The 26431-nt window shown below is 70.7% G+C and carries 35 protein-coding genes and 1 tRNA gene; 12 read left to right on the top strand and 24 right to left on the bottom strand.

The window, feature by feature from the left end; translation table 11 throughout:
• Positions 1–1524, bottom strand: coding sequence for an apolipoprotein N-acyltransferase (gene lnt, locus AC4GYY_RS12905; protein ID WP_491121030.1), 1524 nt, complete (start codon positions 1522–1524; stop codon positions 1–3).
• Positions 1525–1580: 56 nt separating this feature from the next.
• Between lnt and AC4GYY_RS12900 the strand changes: the two genes are divergently transcribed.
• From AC4GYY_RS12900 to AC4GYY_RS12880, 5 genes are all read left to right on the top strand, one after another.
• Positions 1581–2012 carry a VOC family protein gene (locus AC4GYY_RS12900; protein WP_491121029.1) on the top strand — a complete coding sequence of 144 codons (432 nt, stop codon included), beginning with the start codon at positions 1581–1583 and terminating at the stop codon, positions 2010–2012.
• Positions 2009–2311 carry a polyhydroxyalkanoic acid system family protein gene (locus tag AC4GYY_RS12895; protein WP_491121028.1) on the top strand — a complete coding sequence of 101 codons (303 nt, stop codon included), beginning with the start codon at positions 2009–2011 and terminating at the stop codon, positions 2309–2311. Before AC4GYY_RS12900 ends, AC4GYY_RS12895 begins: the two co-directional genes overlap by 4 nt.
• Positions 2312–2395: 84 nt before the next feature.
• The gene (locus tag AC4GYY_RS12890) at positions 2396–3292 is read left to right on the top strand and encodes a tetratricopeptide repeat protein (RefSeq protein WP_491121223.1); all 897 of its coding nucleotides are present in this window, start codon (positions 2396–2398) and stop codon (positions 3290–3292) included.
• Entirely contained in the window at positions 3289–3930 is a 642-nt protein-coding gene (locus AC4GYY_RS12885; protein WP_491121027.1) for an LON peptidase substrate-binding domain-containing protein, read from the top strand. Before AC4GYY_RS12890 ends, AC4GYY_RS12885 begins: the two co-directional genes overlap by 4 nt.
• The gene (locus AC4GYY_RS12880) at positions 3927–4112 is read left to right on the top strand and encodes a Trm112 family protein (protein WP_491121025.1); all 186 of its coding nucleotides are present in this window, start codon (positions 3927–3929) and stop codon (positions 4110–4112) included. Before AC4GYY_RS12885 ends, AC4GYY_RS12880 begins: the two co-directional genes overlap by 4 nt.
• Here AC4GYY_RS12880 and hslU read toward each other — a convergent pair.
• From hslU to AC4GYY_RS12850, 6 genes are all read right to left on the bottom strand, one after another.
• Complete coding sequence (hslU, locus tag AC4GYY_RS12875) at positions 4093–5388, bottom strand: ATP-dependent protease ATPase subunit HslU (RefSeq protein ID WP_491121024.1); 1296 nt, start codon at positions 5386–5388, stop codon at positions 4093–4095. The two genes, AC4GYY_RS12880 and hslU, sit on opposite strands and share 20 nt — an antisense overlap.
• Positions 5389–5396: 8 nt before the next feature.
• The gene (gene hslV / locus AC4GYY_RS12870; RefSeq protein WP_491121221.1) at positions 5397–5945 is read right to left on the bottom strand and encodes an ATP-dependent protease subunit HslV; all 549 of its coding nucleotides are present in this window, start codon (positions 5943–5945) and stop codon (positions 5397–5399) included.
• A gap of 36 nt (positions 5946–5981) precedes the next feature.
• Positions 5982–6716, bottom strand: a complete 735-nt coding sequence (locus tag AC4GYY_RS12865) for a hypothetical protein (RefSeq protein WP_491121022.1) — start codon at positions 6714–6716, stop codon at positions 5982–5984.
• 12 nt (positions 6717–6728) lie between these two features.
• Positions 6729–6890, bottom strand: coding sequence for a hypothetical protein (locus AC4GYY_RS12860; RefSeq protein ID WP_491121020.1), 162 nt, complete (start codon positions 6888–6890; stop codon positions 6729–6731).
• 57 nt (positions 6891–6947) lie between these two features.
• Positions 6948–7211 carry a 3TM-type holin gene (locus AC4GYY_RS12855; RefSeq protein WP_491121019.1) on the bottom strand — a complete coding sequence of 88 codons (264 nt, stop codon included), beginning with the start codon at positions 7209–7211 and terminating at the stop codon, positions 6948–6950.
• Positions 7212–7297: 86 nt separating this feature from the next.
• Positions 7298–7834, bottom strand: coding sequence for a glycoside hydrolase family 108 protein (locus AC4GYY_RS12850; RefSeq protein WP_491121017.1), 537 nt, complete (start codon positions 7832–7834; stop codon positions 7298–7300).
• A 149-nt stretch (positions 7835–7983) separates the two neighbouring features.
• Between AC4GYY_RS12850 and hemW the strand changes: the two genes are divergently transcribed.
• The 3 genes from hemW to AC4GYY_RS12835 are packed head-to-tail and all read left to right on the top strand — an operon-like array spanning position 7984 to position 10722.
• Positions 7984–9135, top strand: coding sequence for a radical SAM family heme chaperone HemW (gene hemW / locus AC4GYY_RS12845; RefSeq protein ID WP_491121220.1), 1152 nt, complete (start codon positions 7984–7986; stop codon positions 9133–9135).
• A 58-nt stretch (positions 9136–9193) separates the two neighbouring features.
• Entirely contained in the window at positions 9194–9775 is a 582-nt protein-coding gene (locus tag AC4GYY_RS12840; RefSeq protein WP_491121015.1) for an LOG family protein, read from the top strand.
• Complete coding sequence (locus tag AC4GYY_RS12835; protein ID WP_491121013.1) at positions 9772–10722, top strand: phytoene/squalene synthase family protein; 951 nt, start codon at positions 9772–9774, stop codon at positions 10720–10722. The genes AC4GYY_RS12840 and AC4GYY_RS12835 overlap by 4 nt, the downstream gene beginning before the upstream one ends.
• On the opposite strand, the gene AC4GYY_RS12830 is transcribed toward AC4GYY_RS12835, so the two are convergent.
• The 5 genes from AC4GYY_RS12830 to relB form a co-directional block, all read right to left on the bottom strand.
• Complete coding sequence (locus AC4GYY_RS12830) at positions 10719–10946, bottom strand: hypothetical protein (protein WP_491121012.1); 228 nt, start codon at positions 10944–10946, stop codon at positions 10719–10721. The genes AC4GYY_RS12835 and AC4GYY_RS12830 overlap by 4 nt on opposite strands.
• Before the next feature lie 119 nt (positions 10947–11065).
• Positions 11066–11233, bottom strand: a complete 168-nt coding sequence (locus AC4GYY_RS12825) for a hypothetical protein (protein ID WP_491121010.1) — start codon at positions 11231–11233, stop codon at positions 11066–11068.
• Positions 11230–12378, bottom strand: a complete 1149-nt coding sequence (locus AC4GYY_RS12820) for a PepSY-associated TM helix domain-containing protein (protein ID WP_491121008.1) — start codon at positions 12376–12378, stop codon at positions 11230–11232. Before AC4GYY_RS12820 ends, AC4GYY_RS12825 begins: the two co-directional genes overlap by 4 nt.
• 64 nt (positions 12379–12442) lie before the next feature.
• Entirely contained in the window at positions 12443–12718 is a 276-nt protein-coding gene (locus tag AC4GYY_RS12815; protein WP_491121006.1) for a type II toxin-antitoxin system RelE/ParE family toxin, read from the bottom strand.
• The gene (gene relB / locus AC4GYY_RS12810) at positions 12715–12891 is read right to left on the bottom strand and encodes a type II toxin-antitoxin system RelB family antitoxin (RefSeq protein ID WP_491121004.1); all 177 of its coding nucleotides are present in this window, start codon (positions 12889–12891) and stop codon (positions 12715–12717) included. Before relB ends, AC4GYY_RS12815 begins: the two co-directional genes overlap by 4 nt.
• Before the next feature lie 83 nt (positions 12892–12974).
• On the opposite strand from relB, the gene AC4GYY_RS12805 reads away from it, so the two are divergent.
• Entirely contained in the window at positions 12975–14804 is a 1830-nt protein-coding gene (locus AC4GYY_RS12805) for an ABCB family ABC transporter ATP-binding protein/permease (RefSeq protein ID WP_491121003.1), read from the top strand.
• A gap of 21 nt (positions 14805–14825) precedes the next feature.
• Here the strand turns inward: AC4GYY_RS12805 and AC4GYY_RS12800 are convergent, their stop codons facing one another.
• The 6 genes from AC4GYY_RS12800 to cpdR all read right to left on the bottom strand — a co-directional run bounded on the left by AC4GYY_RS12800 (position 14826) and on the right by cpdR (position 17772).
• Positions 14826–16109, bottom strand: coding sequence for an arsenic transporter (locus AC4GYY_RS12800; protein ID WP_491121001.1), 1284 nt, complete (start codon positions 16107–16109; stop codon positions 14826–14828).
• Complete coding sequence (gene arsC, locus AC4GYY_RS12795) at positions 16109–16534, bottom strand: arsenate reductase (glutaredoxin) (protein ID WP_491120999.1); 426 nt, start codon at positions 16532–16534, stop codon at positions 16109–16111. Before arsC ends, AC4GYY_RS12800 begins: the two co-directional genes overlap by 1 nt.
• Positions 16535–16547: 13 nt before the next feature.
• The gene (locus AC4GYY_RS12790) at positions 16548–16877 is read right to left on the bottom strand and encodes an ArsR/SmtB family transcription factor (protein WP_491120997.1); all 330 of its coding nucleotides are present in this window, start codon (positions 16875–16877) and stop codon (positions 16548–16550) included.
• A 64-nt stretch (positions 16878–16941) separates the two neighbouring features.
• Positions 16942–17208 carry a GNAT family N-acetyltransferase gene (locus tag AC4GYY_RS12785; protein WP_491120996.1) on the bottom strand — a complete coding sequence of 89 codons (267 nt, stop codon included), beginning with the start codon at positions 17206–17208 and terminating at the stop codon, positions 16942–16944.
• Between the two features lie 60 nt (positions 17209–17268).
• A tRNA-Val gene (locus AC4GYY_RS12780) sits at positions 17269–17343 on the bottom strand.
• A 51-nt stretch (positions 17344–17394) separates the two neighbouring features.
• Positions 17395–17772, bottom strand: coding sequence for a cell cycle two-component system response regulator CpdR (gene cpdR, locus AC4GYY_RS12775; protein WP_491120994.1), 378 nt, complete (start codon positions 17770–17772; stop codon positions 17395–17397).
• Positions 17773–17877: 105 nt separating this feature from the next.
• Here cpdR and AC4GYY_RS12770 point away from each other — a divergent pair, with 105 nt between their 5' ends.
• A complete protein-coding gene (locus AC4GYY_RS12770) occupies positions 17878–18717 on the top strand; it encodes an N-formylglutamate amidohydrolase (RefSeq protein WP_491120993.1) in 840 nt (279 codons plus the stop codon).
• Between the two features lie 165 nt (positions 18718–18882).
• On the opposite strand, the gene AC4GYY_RS12765 is transcribed toward AC4GYY_RS12770, so the two are convergent.
• From AC4GYY_RS12765 to AC4GYY_RS12755, 3 genes are read right to left on the bottom strand one after another with little or no spacing between them, the layout of a single operon-like run.
• Positions 18883–19437, bottom strand: a complete 555-nt coding sequence (locus AC4GYY_RS12765; RefSeq protein WP_491120991.1) for a cytochrome b — start codon at positions 19435–19437, stop codon at positions 18883–18885.
• 10 nt (positions 19438–19447) lie between these two features.
• Positions 19448–20215: a SapC family protein gene (locus AC4GYY_RS12760; RefSeq protein WP_491120989.1), complete on the bottom strand. Its 768-nt coding sequence runs from the start codon at positions 20213–20215 to the stop codon at positions 19448–19450.
• Between the two features lie 60 nt (positions 20216–20275).
• Positions 20276–21715 carry an FAD-binding oxidoreductase gene (locus tag AC4GYY_RS12755; protein ID WP_491120987.1) on the bottom strand — a complete coding sequence of 480 codons (1440 nt, stop codon included), beginning with the start codon at positions 21713–21715 and terminating at the stop codon, positions 20276–20278.
• Between the two features lie 88 nt (positions 21716–21803).
• Here AC4GYY_RS12755 and AC4GYY_RS12750 point away from each other — a divergent pair, with 88 nt between their 5' ends.
• Both AC4GYY_RS12750 and AC4GYY_RS12745 read left to right on the top strand, forming a co-directional pair.
• Positions 21804–22271 carry a hypothetical protein gene (locus AC4GYY_RS12750; RefSeq protein WP_491120986.1) on the top strand — a complete coding sequence of 156 codons (468 nt, stop codon included), beginning with the start codon at positions 21804–21806 and terminating at the stop codon, positions 22269–22271.
• 100 nt (positions 22272–22371) lie between these two features.
• Positions 22372–23784, top strand: coding sequence for a DEAD/DEAH box helicase (locus AC4GYY_RS12745; RefSeq protein ID WP_491120984.1), 1413 nt, complete (start codon positions 22372–22374; stop codon positions 23782–23784).
• 4 nt (positions 23785–23788) lie between these two features.
• Here the strand turns inward: AC4GYY_RS12745 and AC4GYY_RS12740 are convergent, their stop codons facing one another.
• Genes AC4GYY_RS12740 through recQ form a run of 3 tightly spaced genes read right to left on the bottom strand, consistent with a single transcriptional unit; the run spans position 23789 to position 26403 of the window.
• Positions 23789–24184, bottom strand: coding sequence for a hypothetical protein (locus AC4GYY_RS12740; RefSeq protein WP_491120982.1), 396 nt, complete (start codon positions 24182–24184; stop codon positions 23789–23791).
• A complete protein-coding gene (locus tag AC4GYY_RS12735) occupies positions 24181–24615 on the bottom strand; it encodes a TIGR01244 family sulfur transferase (protein ID WP_491120981.1) in 435 nt (144 codons plus the stop codon). Before AC4GYY_RS12735 ends, AC4GYY_RS12740 begins: the two co-directional genes overlap by 4 nt.
• Before the next feature lie 24 nt (positions 24616–24639).
• Positions 24640–26403 carry a DNA helicase RecQ gene (recQ, locus tag AC4GYY_RS12730; protein WP_491120979.1) on the bottom strand — a complete coding sequence of 588 codons (1764 nt, stop codon included), beginning with the start codon at positions 26401–26403 and terminating at the stop codon, positions 24640–24642.
• Positions 26404–26431: the final 28 nt, after the last annotated feature.

Genomic DNA, 26431 nt, shown 5'->3' with positions numbered 1-26431 from the left:
CTATCGCGCGCGTCGGCGGAAGACAATGGCCCCGGCGGCGAGGAGGGCCGCGACGATCGCCACCGCCGCATTCCCCAGGCGCGAGAACAGCGTGGGTCCGCCCGCCGGCGGGATCGGTACGTCGATCCGGCCCGCGGCCTCGTGCGGGACGGTCGCGATCAGACGGCCATCGGCGGCGATCACCGCCGAGATGCCGGTCGGCGTCGAACGGACGATCGGCAGCCCCTCCTCGATCGCGCGCATGCGAGCCTGCGCCAGATGCTGCGGCGGGCCCCACGTGCCGAACCAGGCGTCGGTCGAGGGATTGAACAGCAGGCGCGGGCGGTGCGCGCGGTCGATCACCTCGCCCGAGAAGATGATCTCGTAGCAGACCTGCACCCCGACCGCGCCGAACACGGGCAGCGTGATCGCGCGCGGCCCGGGGCCGGGCAGGAAGTCCACGTCACCCGGCACCAGCCGGTCGAGCCCGAGCGGGCGGAGCAGCCACGGCATCGGCAGATACTCGCCGTAGGGAACGAGGTGCGCCTTGTCGTAGCGGCCCTTGATCCGGGCGTTCGCGTCGATCGCGAAGACTGCGTTGGCGGCGGCGGTCAGCTTGCCGGCCGGGTCGAAGTAGAGCGCGTCACCGCCGGCCATCAACACGTCGCGCGGCCCGAGCAGATTGGCGAGGCTGGCGCGGATCTGGCGCGGATCGGCGAGGTAGGCCGAGGGAGGATAACCGTCCTCGACCGGATCGCGGACGACCCCTTCGGGCCAGAGCACGAGCCTCGGCACCGACCCGGGGACGCCGGATCGCTCGAACAATTCGGTGTAGAGCCGGCCCGTGTCGGGCTGCCCTTGCGCATTCAGTCCGACTCCAGGTTGGACCACCACGACGCGCGGGGCCCCGGACGGCGCGACCGGATCGACCGCGCGGTAGGAGAGCGGCTGAAGCGCCAGCAGTCCGGCGAGCGGCAGCGCGGCGAGCCAGCGGCGCCGGAGGAACAGCAACAGGAGCACGCCGGCGAGCGCGACGCTGAGCCCCGACAGCGCGTAGGTGCCCAACAGTTTCGCCAGCAACGCGATCGGCTGCACCGGCACCCAGATCACCCCGAGGGGGTCCCAGGCATAGCCGGTGAACATCGTCGCGCGGAGCCATTCGGTCGCGATCCACGCCGCGCCGAACGCCAGGACGTAGCCGAGGTCCGGCTTCGCGCCACGCAGGCGCCACGCGACGCCCGCCGCCATCGCCGGATACACCGCGAGATAGAGCGCGAGCAGCAGCGGCGCGGCGTAGCCGAGCACCGGCGGCATCCGATCCTGGAAGTCGAAGGCGTGCTGGAACCAGTTATCGTTGATCGTGAAATGCCCGACCCCGAACGCCCAGCCGCGCCACAGCGCCGCGCGGACCGTGGGCGCACGGTGGATCAGGAGCATCCACGCCGCGAGGCAGGCGAGGGTCAGGGGCCACAGCTCGAGCGGCGCGAAGCCGCAGGCGGCGAGCGCGCCGAGGAGCAGGCAGACGAGGGCGGGACGGTTCGACACGCACGGGGCGCTATCAGGTCTTTCCCATCATCGGGAGGGGCGTGTAGTCCCGCGTCATGACGCTGCGTCCCTTCCACCTCGCTTTCCCGGTCCACGACCTCACCGCCGCGCGCGCCTTCTACGGCGGCGTGCTCGGCTGCCGCGAGGGGCGGTCGAGCGCGCGGTGGATCGACTTCGATCTGGGCGGGCACCAGATCGTCGCGCATCTCGACGAGCGCGCGCGTCCGGCGGCGGCGAGCAACGCCGTCGACGGCCACGACGTGCCGGTGCCGCACTTCGGCGTGGTGCTGACGATGGCCGACTGGCAGGCGATCGCGGCGCGGGTCGAGGCCGCCGGGGTCGCGTTCGGCATCGCCCCGCACATCCGCTTCCGGGGCCAGCCGGGCGAACAGGCGACGATGTTCTTCCGCGATCCCAGCGGCAACGCGCTGGAGTTCAAGGCGTTCGCGGACGATGCGATGATCTTTGCAACGGAGGACGCGGCATGACCGAGCCGATCGAGATCGACATTCCCCACAAGCTCGGCCGGACGACCGCAAAGGAGCGGATCTCAACGAGCTTCGGCCGACTCGCCGAGTTCGTCCCCGGCGGCGCGGTGACCGAGCACCGCTGGGTCGGCGACCGTCTCGACTTCACGGTCGAGGGAATGGGCCAGCGCGTGGGCGTCAGGCTCGACGTCGCCGACGCGAACGTCCACGCCACCTTCGAGCTGCCCCAGTTCCTGGCGATGTTCCACGATCGCATCCGCGCCAAGCTGAAGGAGGAGGCGCCCAAGCTGCTCGAATAGAGGAGGGCTTGGCGCGCCCGCGGCGATGCCCACATAAGGGCGACACGCGAACGAGATGGAGCTGACGACTTGGCCACCCTGGGTATGACCGCCGCGGAGAAGGACGCCGTCCAGGCGTTCCGCCAGGAGGTCGTCGAGCCGTCGATGACCAAGCTCGTGATCGTCGATTTCTGGGCGGAATGGTGCGGGCCGTGCAAGGCGCTGTCGCCCGTGCTCGAGAAGGTCGCCGCGGATTATGCCGACAAGGGCGTCGTGCTGGCCAAGGTCGATACCGACAAGAACCAGTTCATCGCCCAGCAATTCCAGATCCGCTCGATCCCGACGGTCTATGCGATGTTCCAGGGGCAGTTGATCGCCGACCTGACGAGCGCGCGGACCGAGTCGCAGGTGAAGGCGATGCTCGACCAGATCCTGCGCCAATTGCCGGTCGAGTCGGACGAAGCCGCGGCGGATGCGGAGCTGGAGCCGCTGATCGCGATGGGCGAGGAGGTGCTGGCGGGGGGCGAGGCCGAGCGCGCGCTGTCGATCTTTGACCAGCTCGCCGAGATGGCGCCGGACCATCATGCGGTGATCTCCGGCAGGACGCGGGCAATGATCGCGGCCGGACGGACCGATGAGGCCGAGGCGACGCTCGCCGCGGTGCCGGAAGAGTTGGCGCGGCACCCCGACCTCCAGCGCGCCGCCTCGGCGCTGGCGCTGGCGCAATCGGCTCCCGCGGTCGACGATCTCGCGCCGCTCGAGGCGGCGGTCGCGGCCGACCCGGACGACCTCCAGGCCCGGTTCGACCTCGCGAACGCGCGGATGGCTGCGGGCGACCGCGACGCGGCGGCGGACGGATTCCTTCATATCGTCGGCGTCGACAAGACGTGGCGGGAGGGCGCGGCGCGCCAACAGCTCCTCAAGCTGATGGAGGTCGTCGGGCTCGAGGATCCCTGGGCGTCGGCGCAGCGGCGGCGGCTGTCGGCGCTCCTGTTCGGATGACGCGACTGTCGATCTTCCCCTTGCCCGGCGCGCTGTTGTTCCCCGGCATGCACCTGCCGCTCCACGTCTTCGAGCCACGCTACCGGGCGATGGTCAGCGACGCGATGGCGCGCGATCGGCGGATCGGGATGATCCAGCCGCGCGAACCGGCGAGCGCGGCGGCGGGTCCGATGAAGACCGCGTCCGGCGCCCGGCCGCCGCTGTTCGACGTCGGCTGCGTCGGACGGATCGCCGAAATCGAGATGCTGGACGACGGCCGGGCGAATCTGGTGCTGGAAGGAGTGGCGCTGTTCCGCGTCGTGCGTGAACTCGACGTCGCGACCCCGTTCCGCCAGATCGAGGCCGAGTTGCTGCCGGCGGCGGACGATCCCGCGCTGTCGCTCGGCCGGCGATCGTCGCTCGAACTCGAGTCGCGGCGCTTCGCCGACGCGCAGGGCTATTCGGTCGACTGGGAGGCGGTGGGGCGGCTCGACGATGCGAGCCTGGTCAACGGCATCGCCCAGATCGCGCCGTTCGACGCCGCGTCGAAGCAGGCGTTGCTCGAGGCCGGCGGCATCGAGAGCCGGGCCGAGTTGCTGATCCAGCTGATGCAGTTCTTCGGCCGACACGACGGGGACGAGCGGGTGACCCTCCAGTGATCGACCCCTGGCTGCTGGAGCGGCTGGTCTGCCCTGCGACCCGGACGCCGCTTCGCTTGGATCCGGACGCGAACGAGCTGGTGAACGACGCAGCCGGACTGGCCTATCCGGTCCGCGACGGGTCGCCGGTGCTGCTGGTGGAGGCGGCTCGCCGGTTCGCGCCTAGAGCACGAACCGACTGAGGTCCGTGTTCCGGGCGATACCCGCCAGCTGCTTGTCGACATAGGCGGCGTCGACCGTCACTGTCTCGCCGCTGCGATCCTCCGCGCCGAAGCTAACCTCCTCGAGCAGCTTCTCCATCACCGTCTGCAAGCGCCGCGCGCCGATGTTCTCGATCTCGCCGTTGACCTCGGCGGCGATCCTGGCGACCGCGCGGATGCCGTCCTCGGTCATCTCGACGGTGACGCCCTCGGTCGCGAGCAGCGCCTTGTACTGGGTGGTCAGCGACGCCTTTGTGTCGGAGAGGATCGCGACGAAATCGTCCTCGGTCAGCCCCTTCAGCTCGACGCGGATCGGGAGGCGGCCCTGGAGCTCGGGGAGGAGGTCGCTCGGCTTCGCGACGTGGAACGCCCCGCTCGCGATGAAGAGGATGTGGTCGGTCTTCATCGGCCCGTACTTGGTCGAGACGGTGGTGCCCTCGATCAGCGGCAGCAGATCGCGCTGGACGCCCTCGCGGCTGACCGAACCGCCGCGGACGTCGGAGACCGCGATCTTGTCGATCTCGTCGAGAAAGACAATCCCGTTCGCCTCGGCGTCCGCCAGCGCGACGCGGCTGACCTCGTCCTGGTCGAGGCGCTTGTCGGCCTCCTCCTCGACCAATTTCTCCCAGGCCGCGGGCACGGTGAGCTTGCGGCGCTTGGTCTGGCCACCGCCCATGCCCTTGAGCATGTCGCCGAGGTTGATCATCCCGACCGCGCCGCCGCCGGGGATGTCGAACGGCAGCTGCGGCGCCTGTTGCAGCTCCAGCTCGATCTCGGTCCCGTCGAGGTGGCCGTCGCGGAAGCGCTGCTTGAAGCTCTCGCGGGTCGCGGCGCTCGAATCCTTGCCGACGAGCGCGTCGAGCAGGCGCGCCATCGCCGCCTCCTCCGCCTTGTCCTTGACCGCGAGGCGACGGCGTTCCTTCTCCAGCCGGATCGCCTCCTCGACCAGGTCGCGGGCGATCTGCTCGACGTCGCGGCCGACGTAGCCGACCTCGGTGAACTTGGTCGCCTCGACCTTCACGAAGGGCGCGTCGGCGAGCTTGGCCAGCCGTCGGCTGATCTCGGTCTTGCCGCAGCCGGTGGGGCCGATCATCAGGATGTTCTTGGGCGTCACCTCGTCGCGCAGCTCGGGCGAGAGCTGCTGGCGGCGCCAACGGTTGCGGAGCGCCACCGCGACGGCCTTCTTCGCGTCGGCCTGGCCGATGATGTGCGCGTCCAATGCGGCGACGATCGCCTTGGGAGTCAAATTCTGGTTCATGGGGTCTTTCAGGCGGCGGTGCTGTCGAGCGTTTCGACGGTCAGCCGGTCGTTGGTGTAGACGCAGACCTCGGCGGCGATGCCCATCGCCTTGCGGGCGATCGTCTCGGCGTCGCCCTCATAATCGACCAGCGCGCGCGCGGCGGCGAGGGCGTAATTGCCGCCCGAGCCGATCGCGGCGATCCCGGCCTCGGGTTCCAGCACGTCGCCGTTGCCGGTGAGGATCAACGTCACGTCCTTGTCGGCGACGATCATCATCGCCTCCAGGTTGCGCAGGTATTTGTCGGTGCGCCAGTCCTTGGCGAGCTCGACCGCGGCGCGCATCAGCTGGCCTTGATGTCGTTCCAGCTTGGCTTCGAGCCGTTCGAACAACGTGAAGGCGTCGGCCGTCGCGCCGGCGAAGCCGCCGATGACCTTGCCGTCGGGGCCGAGCCGGCGGACCTTCTTCGCATTGGGCTTCATCACCGTCTGGCCCATCGAGACCTGCCCGTCGCCGGCGACGACGACCTTGCCGTTCCGCCGGACCGAGAGGATCGTGGTGCCGTGCCATTTCGGCATCGTGTTCTCGTTCATGAACCGCGATGTAGGCGCGGGTCAGCCGGCTTCAACGTCGTCCAGCCGGATCGCCTCGAAGGCGATGTTGCGGATGTTCGGCGCTTCGATGATCATGAACGCCATCCGGCTGAGCGCTCCCGATAACGAAGCTTCCGATCCCGAGGAGGCGAGATCGACCAGATAGCGCTCGCAATTGTGGAGGGTGATTCGAGACACGCAGCCGTCGGGCTTGAGCGCCAGATCGTAGACCATGCCGCCGTAGCCGACCGCCCGACCGTCCGCTTCGGCCGTCGTCAGCACATAGGCGAAGACCGCTCCGCCATCGTTGTCGACCGCGTTCGCGAGCGGCACCGCCCAGCCGTAAATCCACGCCGGGAGCCGATCGCGGCGCGCCAGTCGGGCGAGGATGAGACGGGCGAACGCGTAGGCGCCCACCCCCTGCGCGGACGTTCCGACGAGCGCCGCGGTGATGCCGGAGCCGCCGATCGCGCCGCCCTCGATCGCATGAACGGCGCTGCCATAGGGATTGAGCCATGCGCCCGGCACGATGATCGGGCACATCTCGGCGCAGACGGCGGCGTCAAGGACGAACGCGAGCGCGGTGAGCGCGTGAACGACGAGCGACGCGCCGACGATGATGACCACCGCTTCGACCGTGTTCGCCGAGGGCGGCGTCGGCGCGATCGCCTTCCCGCTGTGAAACAATCCGTACAGCGCCGCATAGGCGCCGAACCCAGGCGCCAGGAAGAGCAGGAGGATCCCGGCGCTGAGCACCCGCGCGCGATGTTACGGGCGCGCGGCGCGCGCCTCCGGCCGGCGTTCGCCGCTGAAGAACTCACGGCTGTAGCGCTGCTGATCGGGATCGCGCACGATCTCGAGCCAACTCCGGCCGTCGGCTTCGCGCATCGCGACCGCGCGGCGCAGCGTCTCGTCGGAGTTCACTCGCATGACGTGGTCCTTTCCGTCCGACGACTATATGCGTGGCGGCCCGATCTTCGACAAGCCTTAGCGGTCGCGCATCTTCCCCCATTCGCGCGCGACGGTGTAGCCCAGGTAGCCGGTGCCGAAGAGTGCGTAGAGCGGCTCGGGGATGGCGGCGAGATAGGCCGCCATGCCGCGGGCGATCGCCGCCGCCGCCTCCGGGCGGAGCGCGGCGATCACCCCCACGGGGAGCGCGCCGAGCAGCAGGACGTACATCACGTAGAGAAAGGTCGGCCGCGCGCGGCGGGTGAAGCGATCGTCGTTCGGCAGGGTTCGCGGATCGGGCATGATGTCCTCCGAGACGGGTTGAGGCGGTTGAGGTGCGCGCGAGCGCCGCGACCGGGAGACGGATTGAGGGGGTTGAGGCATCCGCATCATCCGATCCGGTTGGCGAGCCAGCCGTAGAGGAAGGCCTCGTTCGCCGGCCGCGCCTCGGCGAGCGCGACGTAGCGCTCGCCCTGGAGCGCCTCGATCGCCTTGACGAGCACCGCGTCGCCGCCGCGACGGACCGCGACGAAGCGGTCGAGCGCGGCGAGCGTCTCCGCGCCGACGCCCCCGTCGACGGCGATGTCGGGATAGTCCGATGCGCCCCTGTTGAGCGCGTTGAGCGCACGCTGGAGGAAGGTCGCGGCGACCTGCGCCCCCATGTTGACGCCGGTGTCGAACAATTCGGCGGCAGTCAGCGGCACACGCACGGCGACGCGGTCGAAGGCGGGACGGGTCCAGTAGAGGCGACGGTAGAGCGCGCGGGCGTGCTCCAGCGGGAAGGCGCGCATGTCGCCGGTATAGCCGTCGGCGCGTGCGACGGCTTGCGTGATGCCGAAGCGGGTCGGCCCGCCGCGGTCGGCGGGATGGTTCGCGTAATCGCCTTCGCGGTCGATCACCGTGTCGATCAGATCGTCGATGGTCATGGTCTGCCCTCCGGTTGAGGGGTGACCAACTATCCTATTTGGTTGGCTGTAGGACAGCGTGGCGTGAGCCCATGTGGACCGCCATATGCGGGGGCGTGACCGATGCCCAAATCCCGTTCGTGTCGAGCGACGTCGAGACACCGCCCGGCTTGGCCCAAATCGATCCCTCGACTTCGCTCGCGACGAACGGGGTGGCGCTCTACGTCCACTGGCCGTTCTGCGTCTCGAAATGCCCTTATTGCGACTTCAACAGCCATGTCCGCGCGAGCGTCGACCAGGAGGCGTGGCGCGCGGCATTGATCGCCGACCTCACGTACGAGGCGGCGGCGCTGCCGGGGCGGCGGGTGTCGTCGGTCTTCTTCGGCGGCGGGACGCCGAGCCTGATGCCGCCCGAAACGGTGGCGGCGATCCTGCGCGAAGCGGAGCGGCTCTGGGGATTCGTGCCGGAGGTCGAGGTGACGCTGGAGGCCAATCCCTCGTCGGTCGAGGCGGCGCGGTTCGGCGATCTGTCGGCGGCTGGGGTCAACCGGGTGTCACTGGGTTTGCAGGCGCTGGATGACGAGGCGCTGAAGTTCCTGGGGCGGGCGCATGACGTCGGCGAGGGGCTGGCGGCGCTCGATGTCGCGCAGCGGACGTTCGGCCGGGTGAGCTTCGACCTCATCACCGCGCGCCCCGGCCAGTCGCTGGCGGAATGGGAAGCGGAGCTGGCCCGCGCGCTCGCGTTCGGGACCGAGCATCTGTCGCTCTATCAGCTGACGATCGAGCCCGGCACGCGCTTCGCGACCGAGGCGGCGGCGGGGCGGCTGGTCTTGCCCGAGGGCGACGCGGCCGCCGACCTGTTCGACGCGACGCGGGCGATGATGGCGGCGGCGGGATTGCCCGCATATGAGGTGTCGAACCATGCGCGGCTCGGCGCGGAGAGCCGGCATAACCTGACCTATTGGCGCTACGGCGACTATGTCGGGGTCGGCCCCGGCGCGCACGGGCGGCGCGAAGGCGTGGCGACGCGGCGGCACAAGAAGCCCGAGAACTGGCTCGGCGCGGTCGTGCGCAACGGACACGGCGCGCAGGAGGAGGTGGCGCTGACCGCCGAGGAGCGCGCGAGCGAGGCGCTGCTGATGGGGCTGCGGTTGCGCGAGGGCGTCGATCTGGCGCGCATCGGGCGGGAGTGGGTGGATCTGGCGGCGGTGGGGCGATTGGCGACGTTGGGGCTGGTGTCGCTGGACGGCGCACGGCTGCGGGTGACCGAGGCGGGGATGCCGGTACTCGACGCGGTGCTGGCGGAGGTGGTGGCCGGCTAGACGAGGCCGGGGTCACGGGATGGTTGCCGCCCTCGGCCACGTCCCCTACCGCCGCGCCATGAAACGTCTGGCGGTCTATTGCGGGTCGGCGACGCCGGCCGATCCCTTCTTCATCGAGCTGGCGCGCGAGGTCGGGCGGACGCTGGCCGAGCGGGGGATCGGGGTCGTCTACGGCGGCGGCAGGCTCGGGCTGATGGGGGCGATCGCCGACGCCGCGCTGGCCGCGGGCGGCGAGGTTACGGGCGTGATCCCGCAGGCGCTGGTCGACGCCGAAGTGGCGCATCGCGGCCTCACCGAACTCCACGTCGTCGCCGGGATGCACGAGCGCAAGGCCGCCTTCGTCGACCTCGCCGACGGCTTCGTGACGCTCCCCGGCGGGACCGGGACGATGGACGAATTGTGGGAGGCGATGAGCTGGGCGCAGCTCGGCTACCATGCCGATCCGGTCGGGCTTTTGAACGCGCGCGGCTTCTACGATCCGCTGGTGGCGATGTGGGAGCGGATGGCCGAGACCGGATTCGTGCGTCCGCAGCACCGTAATCTGCTGGTGATCGCCGACACCTTGCCGGCGCTGCTTGATGCGATGGGTGCGCACGTGCCGACCCGGCCGATCGTGCGGATGGCGGCGGCGGATCTGTGAGCGCGGGGGCGGAGCCCACCCGCGAGGCGATCGTCGCCACCGCGCGCGAATCGATCGAACGCGGGTCGAAGAGCTTCGCCGCCGCCTCCCGCCTGTTCGACCGGCCGACGCGCGAGCGGGCGTGGCTGCTCTACGCCTGGTGCCGGCGGTGCGACGACATCGCCGACGGGCAGGATCACGGCCACGGCATGTCGGTGGTCGCCGACGCGCGCGTGCGGGTCGGCGAGCTGGCAGCGTGGACCGAGGCGGCGCTCGCGGGGCGGACCACCGGCGATCCGGCGTTCGACGCGCTGGGGATCGTCGCCGCCGAGACGCAGATGCCGGCGCGGTTCGCGCGTGACGTCGTGGCGGGGTTCGCGCTCGACGCCGAGGACTGGCGTCCGCGGTCCGAGGACGATCTGTACCGATATTGCTACCATGTCGCAGGCGCGGTCGGGTGCATGATGGCGGTGGTAATGGGGGTCGACCCGGCGGACGAGGCCACGCTCGACCGGGCGTGCGACTTGGGACTTGCCTTTCAGCTCGCCAACATCGCGCGCGACGTGCGCGAGGACGATGCGGTCGGGCGCTGCTACCTGCCGACGGAGTGGCTGGCGGAGATGGACATCCCGCCCGGCCAGCACATGAAACCGCCGTTCCGGCAGAGGCTGGCGGTGCTGGTGAAGCGACTGACCGACCGCGCCGCGCTCCACGAGGCGAGCGCGCGCGGCGGGACGCCGGCGCTGTCGTTCCGCTCCGCCTGGGCGGTGCTAGCGGCGGCAGACATCTACGGCGCGATCGGGCGCGAGGTCGCGCGGCGGGGGGAGCGGGCGTGGGACCACCGCGTCACCACATCCGGGGCAGACAAGCTGCGCTTCATCGCCGGGTCCTGGGCGGCGGCGCGGAGACGGCAGCACCTCTACGCGGACGTGCCGCGCGATCGGGTGCTGTGGACCCGGCCGCGTTAGCCGCGCCTGGTCGCCTCGGCGCTCGCCATCTGCAGCCCGTTCGCGCGGCAGGCGCCGCTGATCACGGGAAAATCGAGGTCGGTGTTGCGCGCGAGCGCGGCCGGGAGCGCGGCGTTGCACTGCGCGGCGGTCGCGTAATGCGCGGGATCGACGCGGACCTGGGCGCATCCCGCCGAATCGTCGCCACAGCCCATGATCGCCAGCACGAAGAACATCGGAGTCATGTACGCGCCTCCACTCTCTTGTCCGGTCAACCACTCAGAGCGCCGAACGGTTCCTGCGGAAGGACGGATCGCGGGGCGAGGTCGGCGCGACGAAGCCGACGATCGCTGCGACCAAGCCGTCAGCGCGGACGCCAGGCGCACCAGGCGGCGACCGCGAGCGGGACGCCGAGCGCAATCCACGACGCCGGCCACCAGATCCCGCCCTCGCCGATCAGCGCGGCCACGAGCCCGGCGACGGTCAGCGCGCCGAGCAGGACCGGCCAGCGCCACTGGCGCGAGACGCTCATTCGGCGGCGGCCAGCTGCGGCTCGGGCGCCCGGCGCGCGCCGGCTCGCGGGCGGCGGCGGGCGGCCCAGAGATAGACCCCGCTCGCCAGCACGACGATCGTCACCAGGTCGAACAGCGCCCAGAGGATCTTGAGCGGCAGCCCGCCGTAATCGCCGAAGTGGAACGGGCGGCTCAGTTCGATCGCCCCGAGCGTCCACGGCATCGGTGCTGCGGCGGTGACGCGGCCGGTCCTTGCATCGACCAGCACCGGGGTCGACAGATGCTTGTCGATCGGCCCCTTGCCCTGGGTCCAGACGAAGTAATGATGGGGGGCCCCGAACGGATTGCCGGGCCAGGCGATGAAGGTCGCGGTCGATTCGGGATAGGCGCGGCCCACGCTTGCGACCGCGCCGTCGACCGAGGCGAGGCGGGCGTCGCGGCCAGGCGGGGTCTGGCCCTTCCACGGCGCGGTCAGCTTCGCGACGTCGGTCGCCAAATATCGCGCGTAGAGTGGCGCGGTCAGCTCGTTCATCACGCCGGTGATGCCCACCACCGAGGCCCAGGCGACGGTGACGACGCCGAGCAGATTGTGGAGATCGAGCCAGCGGACCTTCGCGCGGCGCTCGCGCCGGACCTCGCCGAACTTCATCTTGCGCGTGAACGGCCCGTAGAGGACGACGCCAGAGACGATCGCGGCGACGAACAGCAGCCCCATCGCGCCCAGAAAGAGCTGGCCGGGCAGGCCGGTGAACAGGTCGACGTGAAGGCCCAGCATGAACGCCATGAACCCCGACGCGGGGTTCGCGCCCTTGGGGTGCGGGGCGCCGGTGGTGGCGTCGAACGCCGCCTCGACCATATCGGAGGGGTGGTCGACCGCGGCCTCCCAGGAGGGGACCATATAGGCGGTGACGACCGGATGCTCGGGATCGACGTAGAGCCCGCTGACGATCCGTGTCGGATGGGCGCGCTTCGCGGCGGCGACCATCGCGTCGAGCGGCGCGCGCGCGCCGGTCTGCGCGGCGGGGGGGGGATCGAAGGCGTGCTCGAACTCCTCGTGGAAGATCAGCGGCAGCCCGGTGACGCACAGCATCAACAGGAACAGCGTGGAGACGAGGCTGGTCCAGGTGTGGACGGTGCTCCAGGTCCTGATCTGCCGCTGGGTCACGCCGCCCCTTTCCCGAGTCCGGCCGCGGCGTAGCGCTGTTGCGAGGCAATCGCAAGAGCGGCGACTAAGGGTATTGCTGCCGGGCGTGCTGGACCGCGAGGATCCTGACACGGTCCGTGACCTCGTAGATCAGGATGTAGTTCGGGTGGACGACAGCCTCGCGAGTGCCGGGAACGCGCCCGGGACGAAACACGTAGGGACGAGCCGGGATTTGCTCGGCCGTCTGGCGGATCAGCTCTCTCATCCGCTTCGCGGCGGAGGAGTCGCGACGCGCGATGTAATCGGTCAGCTCGCGAAGGTCCTGCCTGGCCGGCTGCGACCAGACGAGAGGCAGCGTCATTCTGGCTCGTACTTCGCGATGATGGCGTCGACCTCCGCCATGACCTGATCATGCGGACTGTCCGGGTCCTTAGACGCCATCGCGCGCTCGACCTTGGCGCGGAACCAGGCGTCGTAGGCGGCTTCGTCCTCGCTCGAGGCGAACTCCGAGACGATGGGGTCGTACTTGGTCATAGCGCGAGCATAGCGCATTTCGGCCGGGCCGCAAAAGGCGAGGCCATTGACCTGGCGGCTCCGCATCTCGACATGCGACAGCAATGCCCCCGATCGATCCGACGCCTCGGAGCGCCGAGCGCCCCCTGTGGCCGACGCTCCGCCGCTTCCTGCCCTATCTGTGGCCCGCGAACGAAGCGGGCATGAAGCTGCGCGTCGCGGGGGCGATGGCGCTGGTCGTGTGTTCCAAGCTGGTCCAGGTCTATGGCGCGCCCTTCGCGCTCCAGGGCGCGGTCGACGGCATGGGGGCGGGCGCGCGGACGCCGGTGACGCTCGTCGTGCTGCTGGTGATCGGCTACGCCGCCGCCCGCTTCGGCTCGACGCTGTTCGACAATCTGCGCAACACCGTGTTCGAGAGCGTCGGGCAGGAAGCGACGCGGCGGTTGGCGGCGCGGGTGTTCCGCCACCTTCATCAGCTGTCGCTCCGCTTCCACCTCGAGCGGCGGACGGGCGCGGTGACCAAGGTGGTCGAGCGCGGGACCAAGAGCATCGACACGATGCTCTATTTCCTGCTGTTCAACATCGCCCCGACGGTGCTCGAGCTCAGCCTGGTGCTCGGCATCTTCTGGACCAAGTTCGGCTGGCCGCTGGTCGCGGCGACGGTGGCGATGGTCGCGCTCTACATCTGGTTCACCCGGACCGTGACCGACTGGCGCGCGTCGCTGCGCGAGCGGATGAACGACCTCGACACCGGCGCGGTGGCACATGCGGTCGATTCGCTGCTGAACTTCGAGACGGTCAAATATTTCGGCGCGGAGGAGCGCGAGGGGCGGCGCTACGAGACTGCGGTCGCGGCCTATGCCAAGGCCGCGGTGAAGAGCGAGAACAGCCTCGCCTGGCTCAACATCGGGCAGAGCCTGATTACGAACCTGATGATGGGCGGCGGCATGGCCTGGGTGGTCTGGGGCTGGAGCCAGGGGCGGTTCACCGCGGGCAACGTGGTGCTGGTGTCGACGCTGCTGGCGCAGCTGTTCCGCCCGCTCGACGTGCTGGGGATGGTCTATCGCACGATCCGGCAAGGCGTGATCGACATGGCGGCGATGTTCGATCTGGTCGACACGCCGAGCGAGGTAGTCGACGCCCCCGACGCGCGGCCGCTTGTGGTCGGCGCGGGGCACCTGCGGTTCGAGGACGTGCATTTCGGCTACGATCCCGGTCGCGAGATCCTGAAGGGCGTCACGCTCGACGTGCCCGCCGGGACGACGCTGGCGGTGGTCGGGCCGTCGGGGGCGGGAAAGTCTACGCTCGCGCGGCTGCTCTATCGCTTCTACGACCTGACCGGGGGCCGGGTGACGATCGACGGGCAGGACATCTCGCAGGTGACGCAGGCGTCCTTGCGTGCCGCCATCGGGATCGTCCCGCAGGACACGGTGCTGTTCAACGACACGATCGGCTACAACATCGGTTACGGTCGCGAGGGTGCGAGCCAGGCCGAGATCGCGCGCGCGGCGGAAGGGGCGGCGATCGCCGGCTTCATCGCGCGCCAGCCGCTGGGCTACGACACCCGGGTCGGCGAGCGCGGGCTGAAGCTGTCGGGAGGCGAGAAGCAGCGCGTCGCGATCGCGCGGACCCTGCTCAAGAACCCGCCGGTGCTGATCCTCGACGAGGCGACCTCGGCGCTCGACAGCCGGACGGAGGCCGAGATCATGGAGACGCTCGACGAGGTCGGACGCGGGCGCACCACCATCGTGATCGCGCACCGGCTGTCCACCGTCGTCGGCGCCGACCGGATCGTCGTGCTCGACGCCGGGCGGATCGTCGAGAGCGGAACCCACACCGAACTGCTCCGCCGCGGCGGGCTCTATGCCGAGATGTGGACGCGCCAGGCGCAGGAGCGCGCGGCGGCGGAAGGCGAGGCGCTGGCCGCGGAGTGATCCGCCGTCGGCGCAAGGGCCCTACCCGGCGGTCAGCCGCAGCGCCAGCGCGGCCAGGGTCGCCAGCAGCACCGGGACGGTCAGGGTCGCGCCTACCTTGACGTAATACCCCCAGCCGATGCGAACGCCCTTCTGCCCGAGGACGTGCAGCCACAGCAGGGTCGCCAGCGAGCCGATCGGCGTGATTTTCGGGCCGAGGTCGCACCCGATCACGTTGGCGTAGATCATCGCCTGCCTGACCGCGCCCGTGGCGTGGGTCGCGTCGATCGCCAGCGCGCCGACGAGGACGGTCGGCATATTGTTCATCACCGACGACAGCAACGCCGCGATGATCCCGGTCCCGAACGCCGCGCCCCACACGCCGCCTCGCGCCGTGCGATCGAGCAGGGCCGCGAGTTGGCCGGTCAGGCCGGCGTTCCGCAAGCCGTAGACGACCAGGTACATGCCCAGCGAGAAGATCACGACCTGCCACGGCGCCCCGGCGAGGACCTTGCGGATCCCGATGACGCGCCCCCGGGCGGCGACGACCAGCAGCAGCACCGCGCCGACCGCGGCGACGGCGCTGACCGGGACGCCGACGGGCTCGAGCAGGAAGAAGCCGGCGAGCAGCAGCGCGAGGACGATCCAGCCCGACGTAAACGTGGCCGGATCGCGGATCGCATCGGCGGGCGCGCGGAGCCGCGCCACGTCGTAGCCGCCGGGAATATCGCGGCGGAAGAACAGCAGCACCGCCAGCGTGGCCGCGATCGACGCCAGATCGACCGGGACCATCACCGATGCGTAATCGGCGAACACGATCCCGAAGACGTCGGCGGAGACGATGTTGACGAGGTTGGAGACGATCAGCGGCAGGCTGGCGGTGTCGGCGACGAAGCCCGCGGCCATGACGAACGCCAGCATCGCCCGATCGCGGAAGCCGAGCGCGCGGAGCATCGCCACGACGATCGGGGTCAGGATCAGCGCCGCGCCGTCGTTGGCGAACAGCGCCGACACGGCGGCGCCCAGCAGCACGATCAGCACGAACAGCCGCCGCCCGCGTCCGCCGCCCCAGCGGGCGACATGGAGCGCGGCCCATTCGAAAACGCCCGCCTCGTCCAGCAACAGGCTGACGATGATGATGGCGACGAAGGTCGCGGTCGCGTTCCAGACGATGCCCCAGACGAGCGGCACGTCGGAGAGCGAGACCACCCCGGCGAGCAGCGCCACCGCCGCGCCGCCGAGCGCGCTCCACCCGATGCCGAGGCCGCGGGGCTGCCAGATGACGAGCGCGATCGTGACGCCGAAGATCGCGAGCGCGAGCAGCATCAGCGGATCCGGCCGCCCGAGGCGTCCACGACCCGTTCGCCATCCTCCTTGGCGAAGGCACCTCGTTGCGGTCCGGGCAGCAGATCGAGGACGGTTTCGGACGGGCGGCAGAGCCGTACGCCGAGCGGCGAGGCGACCAGCGGTCGATCGATGAGAATCGGGTGCGCGATCATCGCGTCGAGCAGCGCCTCGTCGGTCAGCGAGGGGTCGCCGAGACCGAGTTCGGCGTAGGGCGTCCCCTTCTCACGAAGCAGCGCACGCGGCGTGATTCCGGCCCGAGCGATCAGCGCGACCAGCAGAGCGCGGGTGGGCGGGGTCTTCAGATATTCGACGACGTGCGGTTCGATGCCCGCGTTGCGGATCAGCCCCAGCACGTTGCGCGAGGTGCCGCAGGCCGGATTGTGGTAGATCACGATCTCGGTCACGAGAGGCGATCCTTCAGCAGCCGGCGAGGTCGGCCAACAGCGGCCCGCACAGATCGGCGCGGCCCCGGCAGCAGTCCTTCGCGAGGAAGATCATCAGCGCGCGCAGCGTGTCGATGCCCGCGCGCTGAAGCTGGTTGCGGCCCCGCTTCTCCGCGGTGACGAGGCCCGCCTTCGCCAGGACCGCGAGGTGGGTGGAGAGCGTGCTCTGGCTCAGCCCGAGCATCTCGACCAGCCGGCCGGTGGCGAGACCGTCCGGCTCGTGCTCGATCAGCAGCCGGAAGGCGGCCAGACGGGTGGGATGGGCGAGCGCGGCCAGCGCGGCGAGCGCGAGTTCCTCAGACACGCATCGGCTTTAGCCGATGGATTTAGCAAGGGCAACAGCGCTCGGGGGCGTACGCAGGCGACGGTCAGGCGATGTCGGCGGCGTCCGGGTGCCTGGCGAGATAGGCCGCGACGAACGCGCATTGCGGCACGACCTTGAGCCCGTCCGCGCGGACGAGCGCCAGCGCGCCCGCGATCAGCCGCGAGCCGAGGCCGCCGCCGCGCAGCGCGTCGGGGACGATCGTGTGGGTGAAGACGATCGTGTCGCCCTGCCGCTCATAGGCTGCGAAGGCGACCGCGCCGTCCTGCGCCAGCTCGAAGCGGCTCGCGTCGGCATTGTCACGCACGTCCATCGCGGGTCTCCGGATGTGGAAAAGCCCGCCTGCTCGTCAGCGAGCCGGCGGGCTTTCGAATGGTGGGCGTGGCAAGGATTGAACTTGCGACCCCTGCGATGTCAACACAGTGCTCTACCACTGAGCTACACGCCCACGTCTCGGGGAGCGCGGGCCTTAGCCGCGGCGTTCGCTCCGTGCAAGCGGCTAGTTGAGGCCCGACGCGGTGCCGACCTCGAACATCCGATCGACCTCGAGCACGAGGTCGCGCAGGTGGAACGGCTTCGACAGGACGCGCGCCTGCGGCACCGCCTTGCCGGCCTTGAGCGTCACGGCGGCGAAGCCGGTGATGAACATGACGCGCAGGTCCGGGCGCAGCTCGCCCGCCTTCTGCGCCAGTTCGATCCCGTCCATCTCGGGCATGACGATGTCGGTGAGGAGGAGGTCGAACTCCTCCGCCTCGATCAGCGGCAGCGCGGCGGTGCCGCGGTCGACGGCGGTGACGGCATAGCCCGAACGCTCCAGCGCGCGCGAAAGATATTCGCGCATCACCTGGTCGTCCTCGGCCAGCAGGATTCGGATCATCGACAACCTCTTTTCGGAACGTCCGATTATGCCCGAACCCTTTAACATTTTCCAGACGATGTGCCGGTTGTCGTGCGCCTGCGCGTCCCATATCGTGACAGGCGAATGGCCAGCTTCGACATCATCGGACCCTCATTCCCGGACAGCCCGGTCGTGATCTCGGTCCCTCATGCGGGGCGCGATTACCCGCCGGCGCTCCGGGCGATGGCGCGGGTGTCGATGGCGGCGCTGGCTTCGCTGGAGGACCGGCTGGTCGATGCGGTCGCGGCGGCGGCGCGCGGCGGTGAGACGATGGTCGTCCAGCGCGCCGCGCGCGCGTGGATCGACCTGAACCGGGCCGAGACCGAGCGCGATCCCCGCATTGACGAGGGCGCGCCCCACGCGGCGCAGCCGATCGTCTCCGCCAAGGTCAGGAGCGGGCTGGGGCTGGTGCCGCGGCGGACGACGCATGCGGGCGACCTCTGGTCCCGGCGACTGAGCGCGGCCGAGGTCGAGGCACGGATCGTCGCCGACCACCGACCCTATCACGTGGCGCTGGGCGAGGCGCTCGCGGCGGCGCGGGCGCGGTTCGGCGCGGCGGTGCTGCTCGACCTCCACTCGATGCCCTCGATCGCCGGCACACAGGCACCCCAGGTGGTGCTGGGCGACCGGTTCGGCCGTTCGGCGGCGGCGCGTTTCGTTCATCGGATCGAGGCCGAGACGGTGGCGGCGGGGCTGCGGGTCGCGCTCAACTCGCCCTATGCGGGGGGGTATATCCTCGATCGGCATGCGCGGCCCACGACGGGGATCCACGGCGTCCAGCTGGAGCTCGACCGCGCGCTCTATCTGGATCGGCGGGGAGAGCTGTCGGCGCGCTGCGAGAGCGTGGTCGCGCTGGTGCGGCGGGTGATCGCGGCGCTTGCCGACGAGGCGCTGGCGCGACCCTCAGCGCTGGCAGCCGAATAGCCGCAAAAAAAACCGCCCCGGGCGGATGCCCGAGGCGGCCAAGGTTCAGGGAGGAGACACGCATAAAGCGTGTCATACGGCCTCGCGAAAGGGGGGGACACGAGAGCCGTACAGGACAAACTTAGGAAGGCGGTCGGCGTTCCGCAAGGGCCGAAAAAGATCGGCTCAGCGCCGGCGCAGCACGGGCGCCATCCGGGTCAGCGTGGCATCCCGCAGCAGCAGATGGTGACGCAGCGCGCCCGCGATGTGCAGCACCACCAGCGCCAGCATCACCCAGCCGAGCACGCCGTGCGCGTTCGCCCCCAGCCCGCTCGCCGCCTTGCCGACCGGCAGATAGGGGATGTCGAACACGCCGAACCAGGTCAGCGGCCGGCTGGGGCCGGGCCCCGGGCCGGAGACCATCAGCCAGCCCGACAGCGGCATCAGCAGCATCAGCGCATAGAGGGTCCAGTGCGCGGCATGTGCCATCCTGCGCTCTGCCGGGGTCACGCTGGCGGGCAGCGCCGGCGGACGGTGTGCCAGCCGCCACGCGAGCCGCGCGAGCGTCAGCGCCAGGACGGTGATGCCGATCGCCTTGTGGCCCGGCATCCAGGCGCGCAGGGCCGGGATCGATTCGTGGCCGATCCCGACGACCAGATTGACGATGACGAGCAGCGCGATCGTCCAGTGGAACAGGATCGCGACGTTCGAGTAGCGCTCGCCTCTCTCCGACCGGACCATCGCCGCCTCCTCAGCTCAACCGCTGCTGCGGGGGCACCTTACCCAGCCGGATCTGGCGCGCGAAGATCTCGCGCATCAGCGTCAGCGAGAACAGATGCGCGTAGAGCACCGGCAGCATGCCGTTCTGCGAGATCTTGCGAAGCTGGTCGCCGCGCAGGTCCTTCAGCTTCTGCTCGTTCACCATCTGGAACCCGCGGTAGATGAAGGGCTGCTCATAGCCTTCCTGCTGGATCGAGATCTCGCCCTCCTCGAGGATGTTCAGATCCTTGAGCTCGGTCATGAATTGCCCGGTCATCTGCCCGGCCTGCTCGAACGTCTCGTTGAACTGGAGGATGTTGCGGGTGGCCTCGCTCGGCTGGCCGTCGGCGAACAGCGGCTCGCCCTCCTCGAACGCGCCGACCACGTCGGAGGTGGGGTCGAAGCAGAGCGACAGCTCCTTCGCGTCGGGCCGGAGCCGGGCGAGCATGAACGGGTAGCGGCGGACGTAGGCGGGGACGTAGAAATTGTCCTCGGTCAGCTTGCCGTCGTCGCTGACGAAGACGTTGACGCCTTCGTTCAGCCCCATCAGCCCGATCGGGATCGCCTCGTCGCCGAGCGTGAAGACGATCGGCATGAAGCGCTGGACTAGCGGGAACTCCTCGACGGTCAGCGGGATCGCATGCTGGCCGACGAGATAGGGAGCCTTCTCCTGCGGGCGCAGCCGGTAGGCGGCGTGGATCTCGCTCGAAAGGGGCTCCAGCCCCTTGTAGAACAGCGGAAGCGGCGCGGCGCTGGCCATGACGTCGAAGACTCCGGATGCTGGACACCGCCCGGCGGCCGGGCGCGAATGGGCGCGGCCCTATTGGTTCGCACCCGCGGGCGCAAGCCGGACGAGCTTGCCGGGGTTCATCAGCCCCTGCGGATCGAGCCCGCGCTTGACCGCGCGCAGGGCGCTGAGCCGGGCGGGGGGACCGAGGCGTTCGAGTTCGTCGATCTTCATCTGGCCGATGCCGTGCTCGGCCGAGATCGAGCCGCCCGCGGCGACGACGAGATCGTCGACGAAGCGCGTGATGACGGGCGCGTCGTCGGCGTAGAACCGGTCGGGGTCGGTCCCGGCCGGGGCGCGGACGTGGAAGTGGACGTTGCCGTCGCCGAGATGCCCGAAGCCGCTCGCGCGGACGCCTGGGAAACGCGCCTCGCACGCCGCCGCCGCCTCGACCATGAACGCCGGCATCGCGGCGACCGGAACCGAGAGGTCGTGCTGGGTGGCGGGGCCGGTGGCGCGTTCGGCGTCGGAGATCGCGTCCCGCAGCCGCCAGAACGCCTCGGCCTGCGTTTCGGTGGCGGCGATCGTCGCATCGCCAAGGAGGTCACCCGCGTCGCCGAGCAGATCGGCGAGGAGCGCCGCCGGATCGTCGCCGGCGTCGTGCGACACCGCTTCGATCAGCACGTGCCAGGCTGCATCGGCGGCGATTGGCGCGCGCGCATCCGGCAGGTAGGCGAGCACCGCCGCGAGCGATTCGCGGGGAAGCAGCTCGAAGCTCTCGACGGCGTTGGTCGCCCGCTCGAGGCGGCGGAGCAGCGCCAGCGCGTCGGCGGGGGAGGCGACCCCGGCCCACGCGACCCCGCGCGCCGCGATCGCCGGAGCGAGCCGGAGCGTGGCGGCGGTGACGACACCCAGCGTCCCCTCCGCGCCGATCAGCAGCTGGGTGAGGTCGTAACCGCGATTGTCCTTCTTGAGCGCGGCGAGACCGTCGAACACCTCGCCGTCGGGCAGCACCGCTTCGATGCCCGCGACGAGCCCGCGCATGTTGCCCCAGCGCAGCACCTGCGTCCCCCCGGCGTTGGTCGAGACGAGCCCGCCGATCGTCGCCGAACCGCGCGCGCCGAGCGTCAGCGAAAACCGGCGTCCGGCCGTGGCGGCGGCGGCGTGGAGATCGGCGAGGATCACCCCGGCCTCGGCCACCGCGAGACCGGCGGCGGCGTCGAGGCTCCGGATGCGGGTCAACCGACGCAGCGACAGGATCGCGGCGCTGCCGTCGGCCGGCGGGGTCGCGCCGCCGACCATCGACGTCGCGCCCCCCTGCGGCACCAACGCCACCCCCGCGTGGGCGGCGGCGCGGACGATCGCCGCGACCTGTTCGGTCGATTGCGGTTGCAGCAGCAGCGCCGCCGCGCCGCGATACCGCTTGCGCCAGTCGACCAGCCAGGGCGCGATCGCCGCCGCGTCGGTGACGATCGCATCGGCGGGGACGTGGCCGGCGAGCGCGGCGAGCAGCTGCTGCTGGGGCGGGGTCATGCGCGTCCCATAATCGGATCGGCCGCCGCCGCGAAGGCGGGAGTTCATCGAAGGTTCAAGCCTTTCGGCTAGGCGCTCGCCCCGGATCATGCGCTTTCGCCCCGCCCTGCTGCTGGCCGCCGCCCCGTTGCTGGTCGGCGCGGACGAGCCCAGCCCGCTCGCCAACCCGCTGGCCGGGGTCGAGCTGGCGCAGGTGACGATCCACGAGCGGATCATGATCCGGATCCGCCCGCGCCGCCCCTATGCGCTGACCCGCGAGGGCCGCATCGCGCCGGAGCCGGTGTGGAGCGAGCGGCGGGCGCAGCGCTGCGTCGCCGTGCGCGAGCTGGCGGGGGCGGCGGTGTCGCGCGGCGGCGACGTCGATCTGATGATGAACGACGGCACGCGGCTGCGCGCCAAGCTCGCGGCCGACTGCCCCGCGCTCGACTTCTACGCGGGCTTCTACTTGAAACCCAACGTCGACGGCCGCATCTGTGGTGGGCGTGACGTGTTGCGCGCACGGTCCGGCGCGAGCTGCCCGGTCGCCAGGTTCCGCCGCATCGAATTGCGTCGCTGAGCGGACCAAGGGTCCTGCGGCGCTTGACTTTCCTCCGCCTATGGGAGAGCGCGCCGCGGGCGACCCGCGCGCCTTCGCCGGCGCTATCCCGGACCTCTGCATGAGCTTTGCCGATCTCGGCCTTTCCGACGAACTCCTCCGCGCCGTCGGGGACACCGGCTATACCGAGCCGACCCCGATCCAGGCGTCGGCGATCCCGAGCGTGCTGATGATGCGCGACATCATCGGCATCGCCCAGACCGGCACCGGCAAGACCGCGTCGTTCGTGCTGCCGATGATCGACATCCTGGCGCAGGGCCGCAGCCGCGCCCGCATGCCGCGCTCGCTGATCCTCGAGCCGACGCGCGAACTCGCCGCCCAGGTCGCCGAGAACTTCGAAATCTACGGCAAGTATCACAAGCTCTCGATGGCGCTGCTCATCGGCGGCGTGCAGATGGGCGATCAGGTCAAGGCGCTGGAGAAGGGCGTCGACGTGCTGATCGCGACGCCGGGGCGGCTGATGGATCTGTTCGAGCGCGGCAAGATCCTGCTGACCGGCTGCTCGATGCTGGTGATCGACGAGGCCGACCGGATGCTCGACATGGGGTTCATCCCCGATATCGAGACGATCTGCACCAAGCTGCCGGCGCAGAGGCAGACCCTGCTCTTCTCGGCGACGATGCCGCCGCCGATCAAAAAGCTGTCGGATCGTTTCCTCACCAATCCCAAGACGATCGAGGTCGCGCGCCCCGCGACCGCCAACGTCAACATCACGCAGTGGCTGGTGCCGGTGAAGGCGACCGCCGCCGAGAAGCGCAAGACCCTGCGTCAATTGCTCGACCGCGACGACGTGACGACCGCGATCATCTTCTGCAACCGCAAGACGACGGTGCGCGAGCTCAACAAGAGCCTGAGGGGCTACGGCCTGCGCTCGGGCGAGATCCACGGCGACATGGAGCAGCCGCAGCGGATCGCCGAGCTCGACCGGTTCAAGGCTGGCGACATCAACATCCTGGTCGCCAGCGACGTCGCCGCCCGCGGGCTGGACATCAAGGGCGTCAGCCACGTCTTCAACTTCGACGCGCCGTGGCATCCCGACGATTACATCCACCGCATCGGCCGGACCGGCCGCGCCGGGGCGACCGGCGTCGCCTATACCTTCGCCGCCCCCGACGACGGCGAGAACATCGCCAACATCGAGAAGCTGACGGGCATGTCGATCCCGCGGCTCGAGGCAGTGCCCGAGGCGGCGGAGGCCGCGGCCGAGCCCGCGCCGCCGCCCGCGCGCGCGGCGAGCCGCCGGCAACCGGAGGCGCGTCTCGAGGAGGCTCCTGCCTCGCCGGCTCCGAGCCGCCGCCAGCCTGGGCGACGCCCGGAGGACGCGCCGCGTACGCCCGAACCGCGATCTGAGCGCGCCGCGCCGGAACCCCGCCGCGAGCGGCCGCGTCGCGGCGAGCCCGCGGACGGCCCGGACGAGGGCTGGAATGGTCCGGTGCCCAGCTTCCTGGGTGTCAGCCTGGGCACCGCCGGCTGACCCGCTAGCGCCTTCGCCAGTCGTCCTCGCCGACACGGCGGACGTCGAGGACGTCGATGCCGCCGACGAACACCGTGCCCGTCCCGCGCTCCGCCGCGACATGCAACCCACCCTCGGTGGCGCGGATGTCGCTCCAGCGGATCTCGCGCGGGCGGACGGCGCTGGCGCGCGACGTGACCAGCGCGACGCGGCGATGCTCGCCCACGACCAGCGCGGTGCGGCGATCGTCGCCGATCAGCGCCGCGCGCGCGGTGAAGCCCGCGATCCCGGCCTGCGCCGCCTGCGCCGCGCTGTCCTCGGCCAGCGGCGCGCTCGATCGCCCTCGCAGGACCATGACGACCGCGAGCGCCAGCGCGGCTGCGACGACCACGCCCGCTCCGATCCACATCGCCGTGCTCACGCGCCCGGCGACACCGCCTCGAGCAGCCCGCGCGCGCCCGAGAGATCGTAGCCGGCGGCGTCCGCGGCGGCAATGACCTCCTCGGGGTCCGCCCCCATCCCGGCGCTGGCGAGCGCCCAGAGGTGGCACGAGCGCGTGCCCGAGCGGCAGAAGGCGAGCACCGGGCCGTCGGTGGCGGTCAGCGCGTCGATCATCGCCATCACCTGCGGGTGGGTAAAGCCCCCGTGGCCGATCGGGATCTCCTGATAGGCGAGCCCGGCGTCGGCGCAGGCCCTCGCCACCGCCGCGGCGGTCGGCTGGTTCGGCTCCTCGCCGTCCGGGCGGTTGTTGACGACGGTCGCGAAGCCCGCCGCGCGGATCGCGGCTGCGTCCTCGGGGGCGATCTGCGGGGCGACGGCGACGCGGGCGTCGATACGGCGGATGTCGAGCATGGCGCTTCCCTAGCTTGGGCGGGATCAGTTGTCGCGGATCACCTTGAGGAAGGCGGCGCCGTAAGCGTCGAGCTTGCGCTGACCGACGCCGGTGATGCGGCCGAGCGCGGCGAGCGTCGCCGGGCGGACGGTCGCCATCTCGCGCAGCACCGAATCGTGGAAGATCACATAGGGCGGAACGCTGGCGTCCTTGGCAAGATCGCGGCGGCAGGCGCGCAGCGCCTCGAACAGCGGATCGCCCTGCGGGTTCGCCTCGCCCCCGTCGCGACGGCGCTTGGCGCGTTTCGGGGTGACGACGAGGTCGACACTGTCGTCGCCCTTGAGGATGGCGCGCGCGCCGGGGCCGAACTCGAGCCCGCCGTGGGGGTTGGTGCGGAGCGCATCGCGGAGCAGCAGCGTGCGACCGACGGGCTTGAGCAGCGCCGCCTCCTCACCCGCGACGATGTTCCACACCGACAGCGTCTCGTGCCCGCTCATCAGGCTGCGCTCCGTCGACTTGCCGGTCAGCACCTGCTCGACATAGGTCGACCCGAACGACTGGCCGGTGCGGAACACGGCGGACAGGTATTTGCGCGCGGTCTCGGTCACGTCGACCGACGCGGGCGGGTTGAGGCAATTGTCGCAATTGCCGCAGGTCGCGGGCGGGGACTCGCCGAAGTGCGACAGGAGGATGCGGCGGCGGCAGCCCGCGGTCTCGACCAGCGCGCCGAGCGACTGGAGCCGCTGGCGCTCGCCGGGCTGGCGGGTAGGCTCGACCTCGCCAATCCGCTGACGCGCCTTGGCGAAATCCTCCGCGCCCCAGAACAGATGCGCGACCGCGGGGTCGCCGTCGCGGCCGGCGCGGCCGGTCTCCTGGTAATAGGCCTCGATCGACTTGGGCAGGCCGGCGTGGGCGACGAAGCGCACGTCGGGCTTGTCGATCCCCATCCCGAAGGCGATCGTCGCGACCATCACCATGTCCTCGCTGGCGACGAACGCGGCCTGGTTGCGCTTGCGGACCTCGGGGTCGAGCCCGGCGTGATAGGCGCGGACCGGACGGCCGGTCGCGGCGGTGAGCGAGGCCGCCAGCTTCTCGGTCCCGGCGCGGCTCTGGACGTAGACGATGCCGGGGCCGGGGGTGGCGCGGACGAGGTCGGCGATCTGACTGGTCGTGCCGTCGCGAGGGGAGATCAGGTAGCGGATGTTGGGCCGGTCGAACCCGGCGACGATCATCCCCGCCTCGGGAATGCCGAGCTGCTGGAGGATGTCGGCGCGGGTGTGTGCGTCCGCGGTCGCGGTGAGCGCCAGGCGGGGGACGCGCGGGAAAGCGTCGAGCAGCGGGCGGAGCAGGCGGTAGTCGGGGCGGAAATCGTGGCCCCATTCGCTGACGCAGTGCGCCTCGTCGATCGCGAACAGATTGAGCGTCGTCTGACCGAGCATGTCGCGGAACGACTGCTGCGAGGCCCGCTCGGGGGCGACGTAGAGCAGGTCGAGCGCGCCGTCGCGGAACCGCTGCATCGTCTCCGCGCGGTTGTCGTCGGCGCTGGTCAACGTGGCGGCGCGCAGCCCCACCGCCTCTGCGGCGCGGAGCTGGTCGTGCATCAGCGCGATCAGCGGCGAGACGACGACGCAGGTCCCCGGCAGCGTCGCGGCGGGCAGCTGGTAGCACAAGGACTTGCCCGCGCCGGTCGGCATCACCGCCAGCGTCCCCTCGGCGCGGAGGACGCGATCGACCACCTGGCGCTGGACGCCGCGGAAATCGGGAAAGCCGAAGACGCGCTGGAGGACGGACGTGGGGTCTTCGCTCACGCCGGGGCAGGTAGCGACGCGCGCCGAC

This window comes from Sphingomonas sp. SP6 (assembly GCF_058313435.1).
This window is presented reverse-complemented; position numbering and strand designations above follow the sequence as displayed.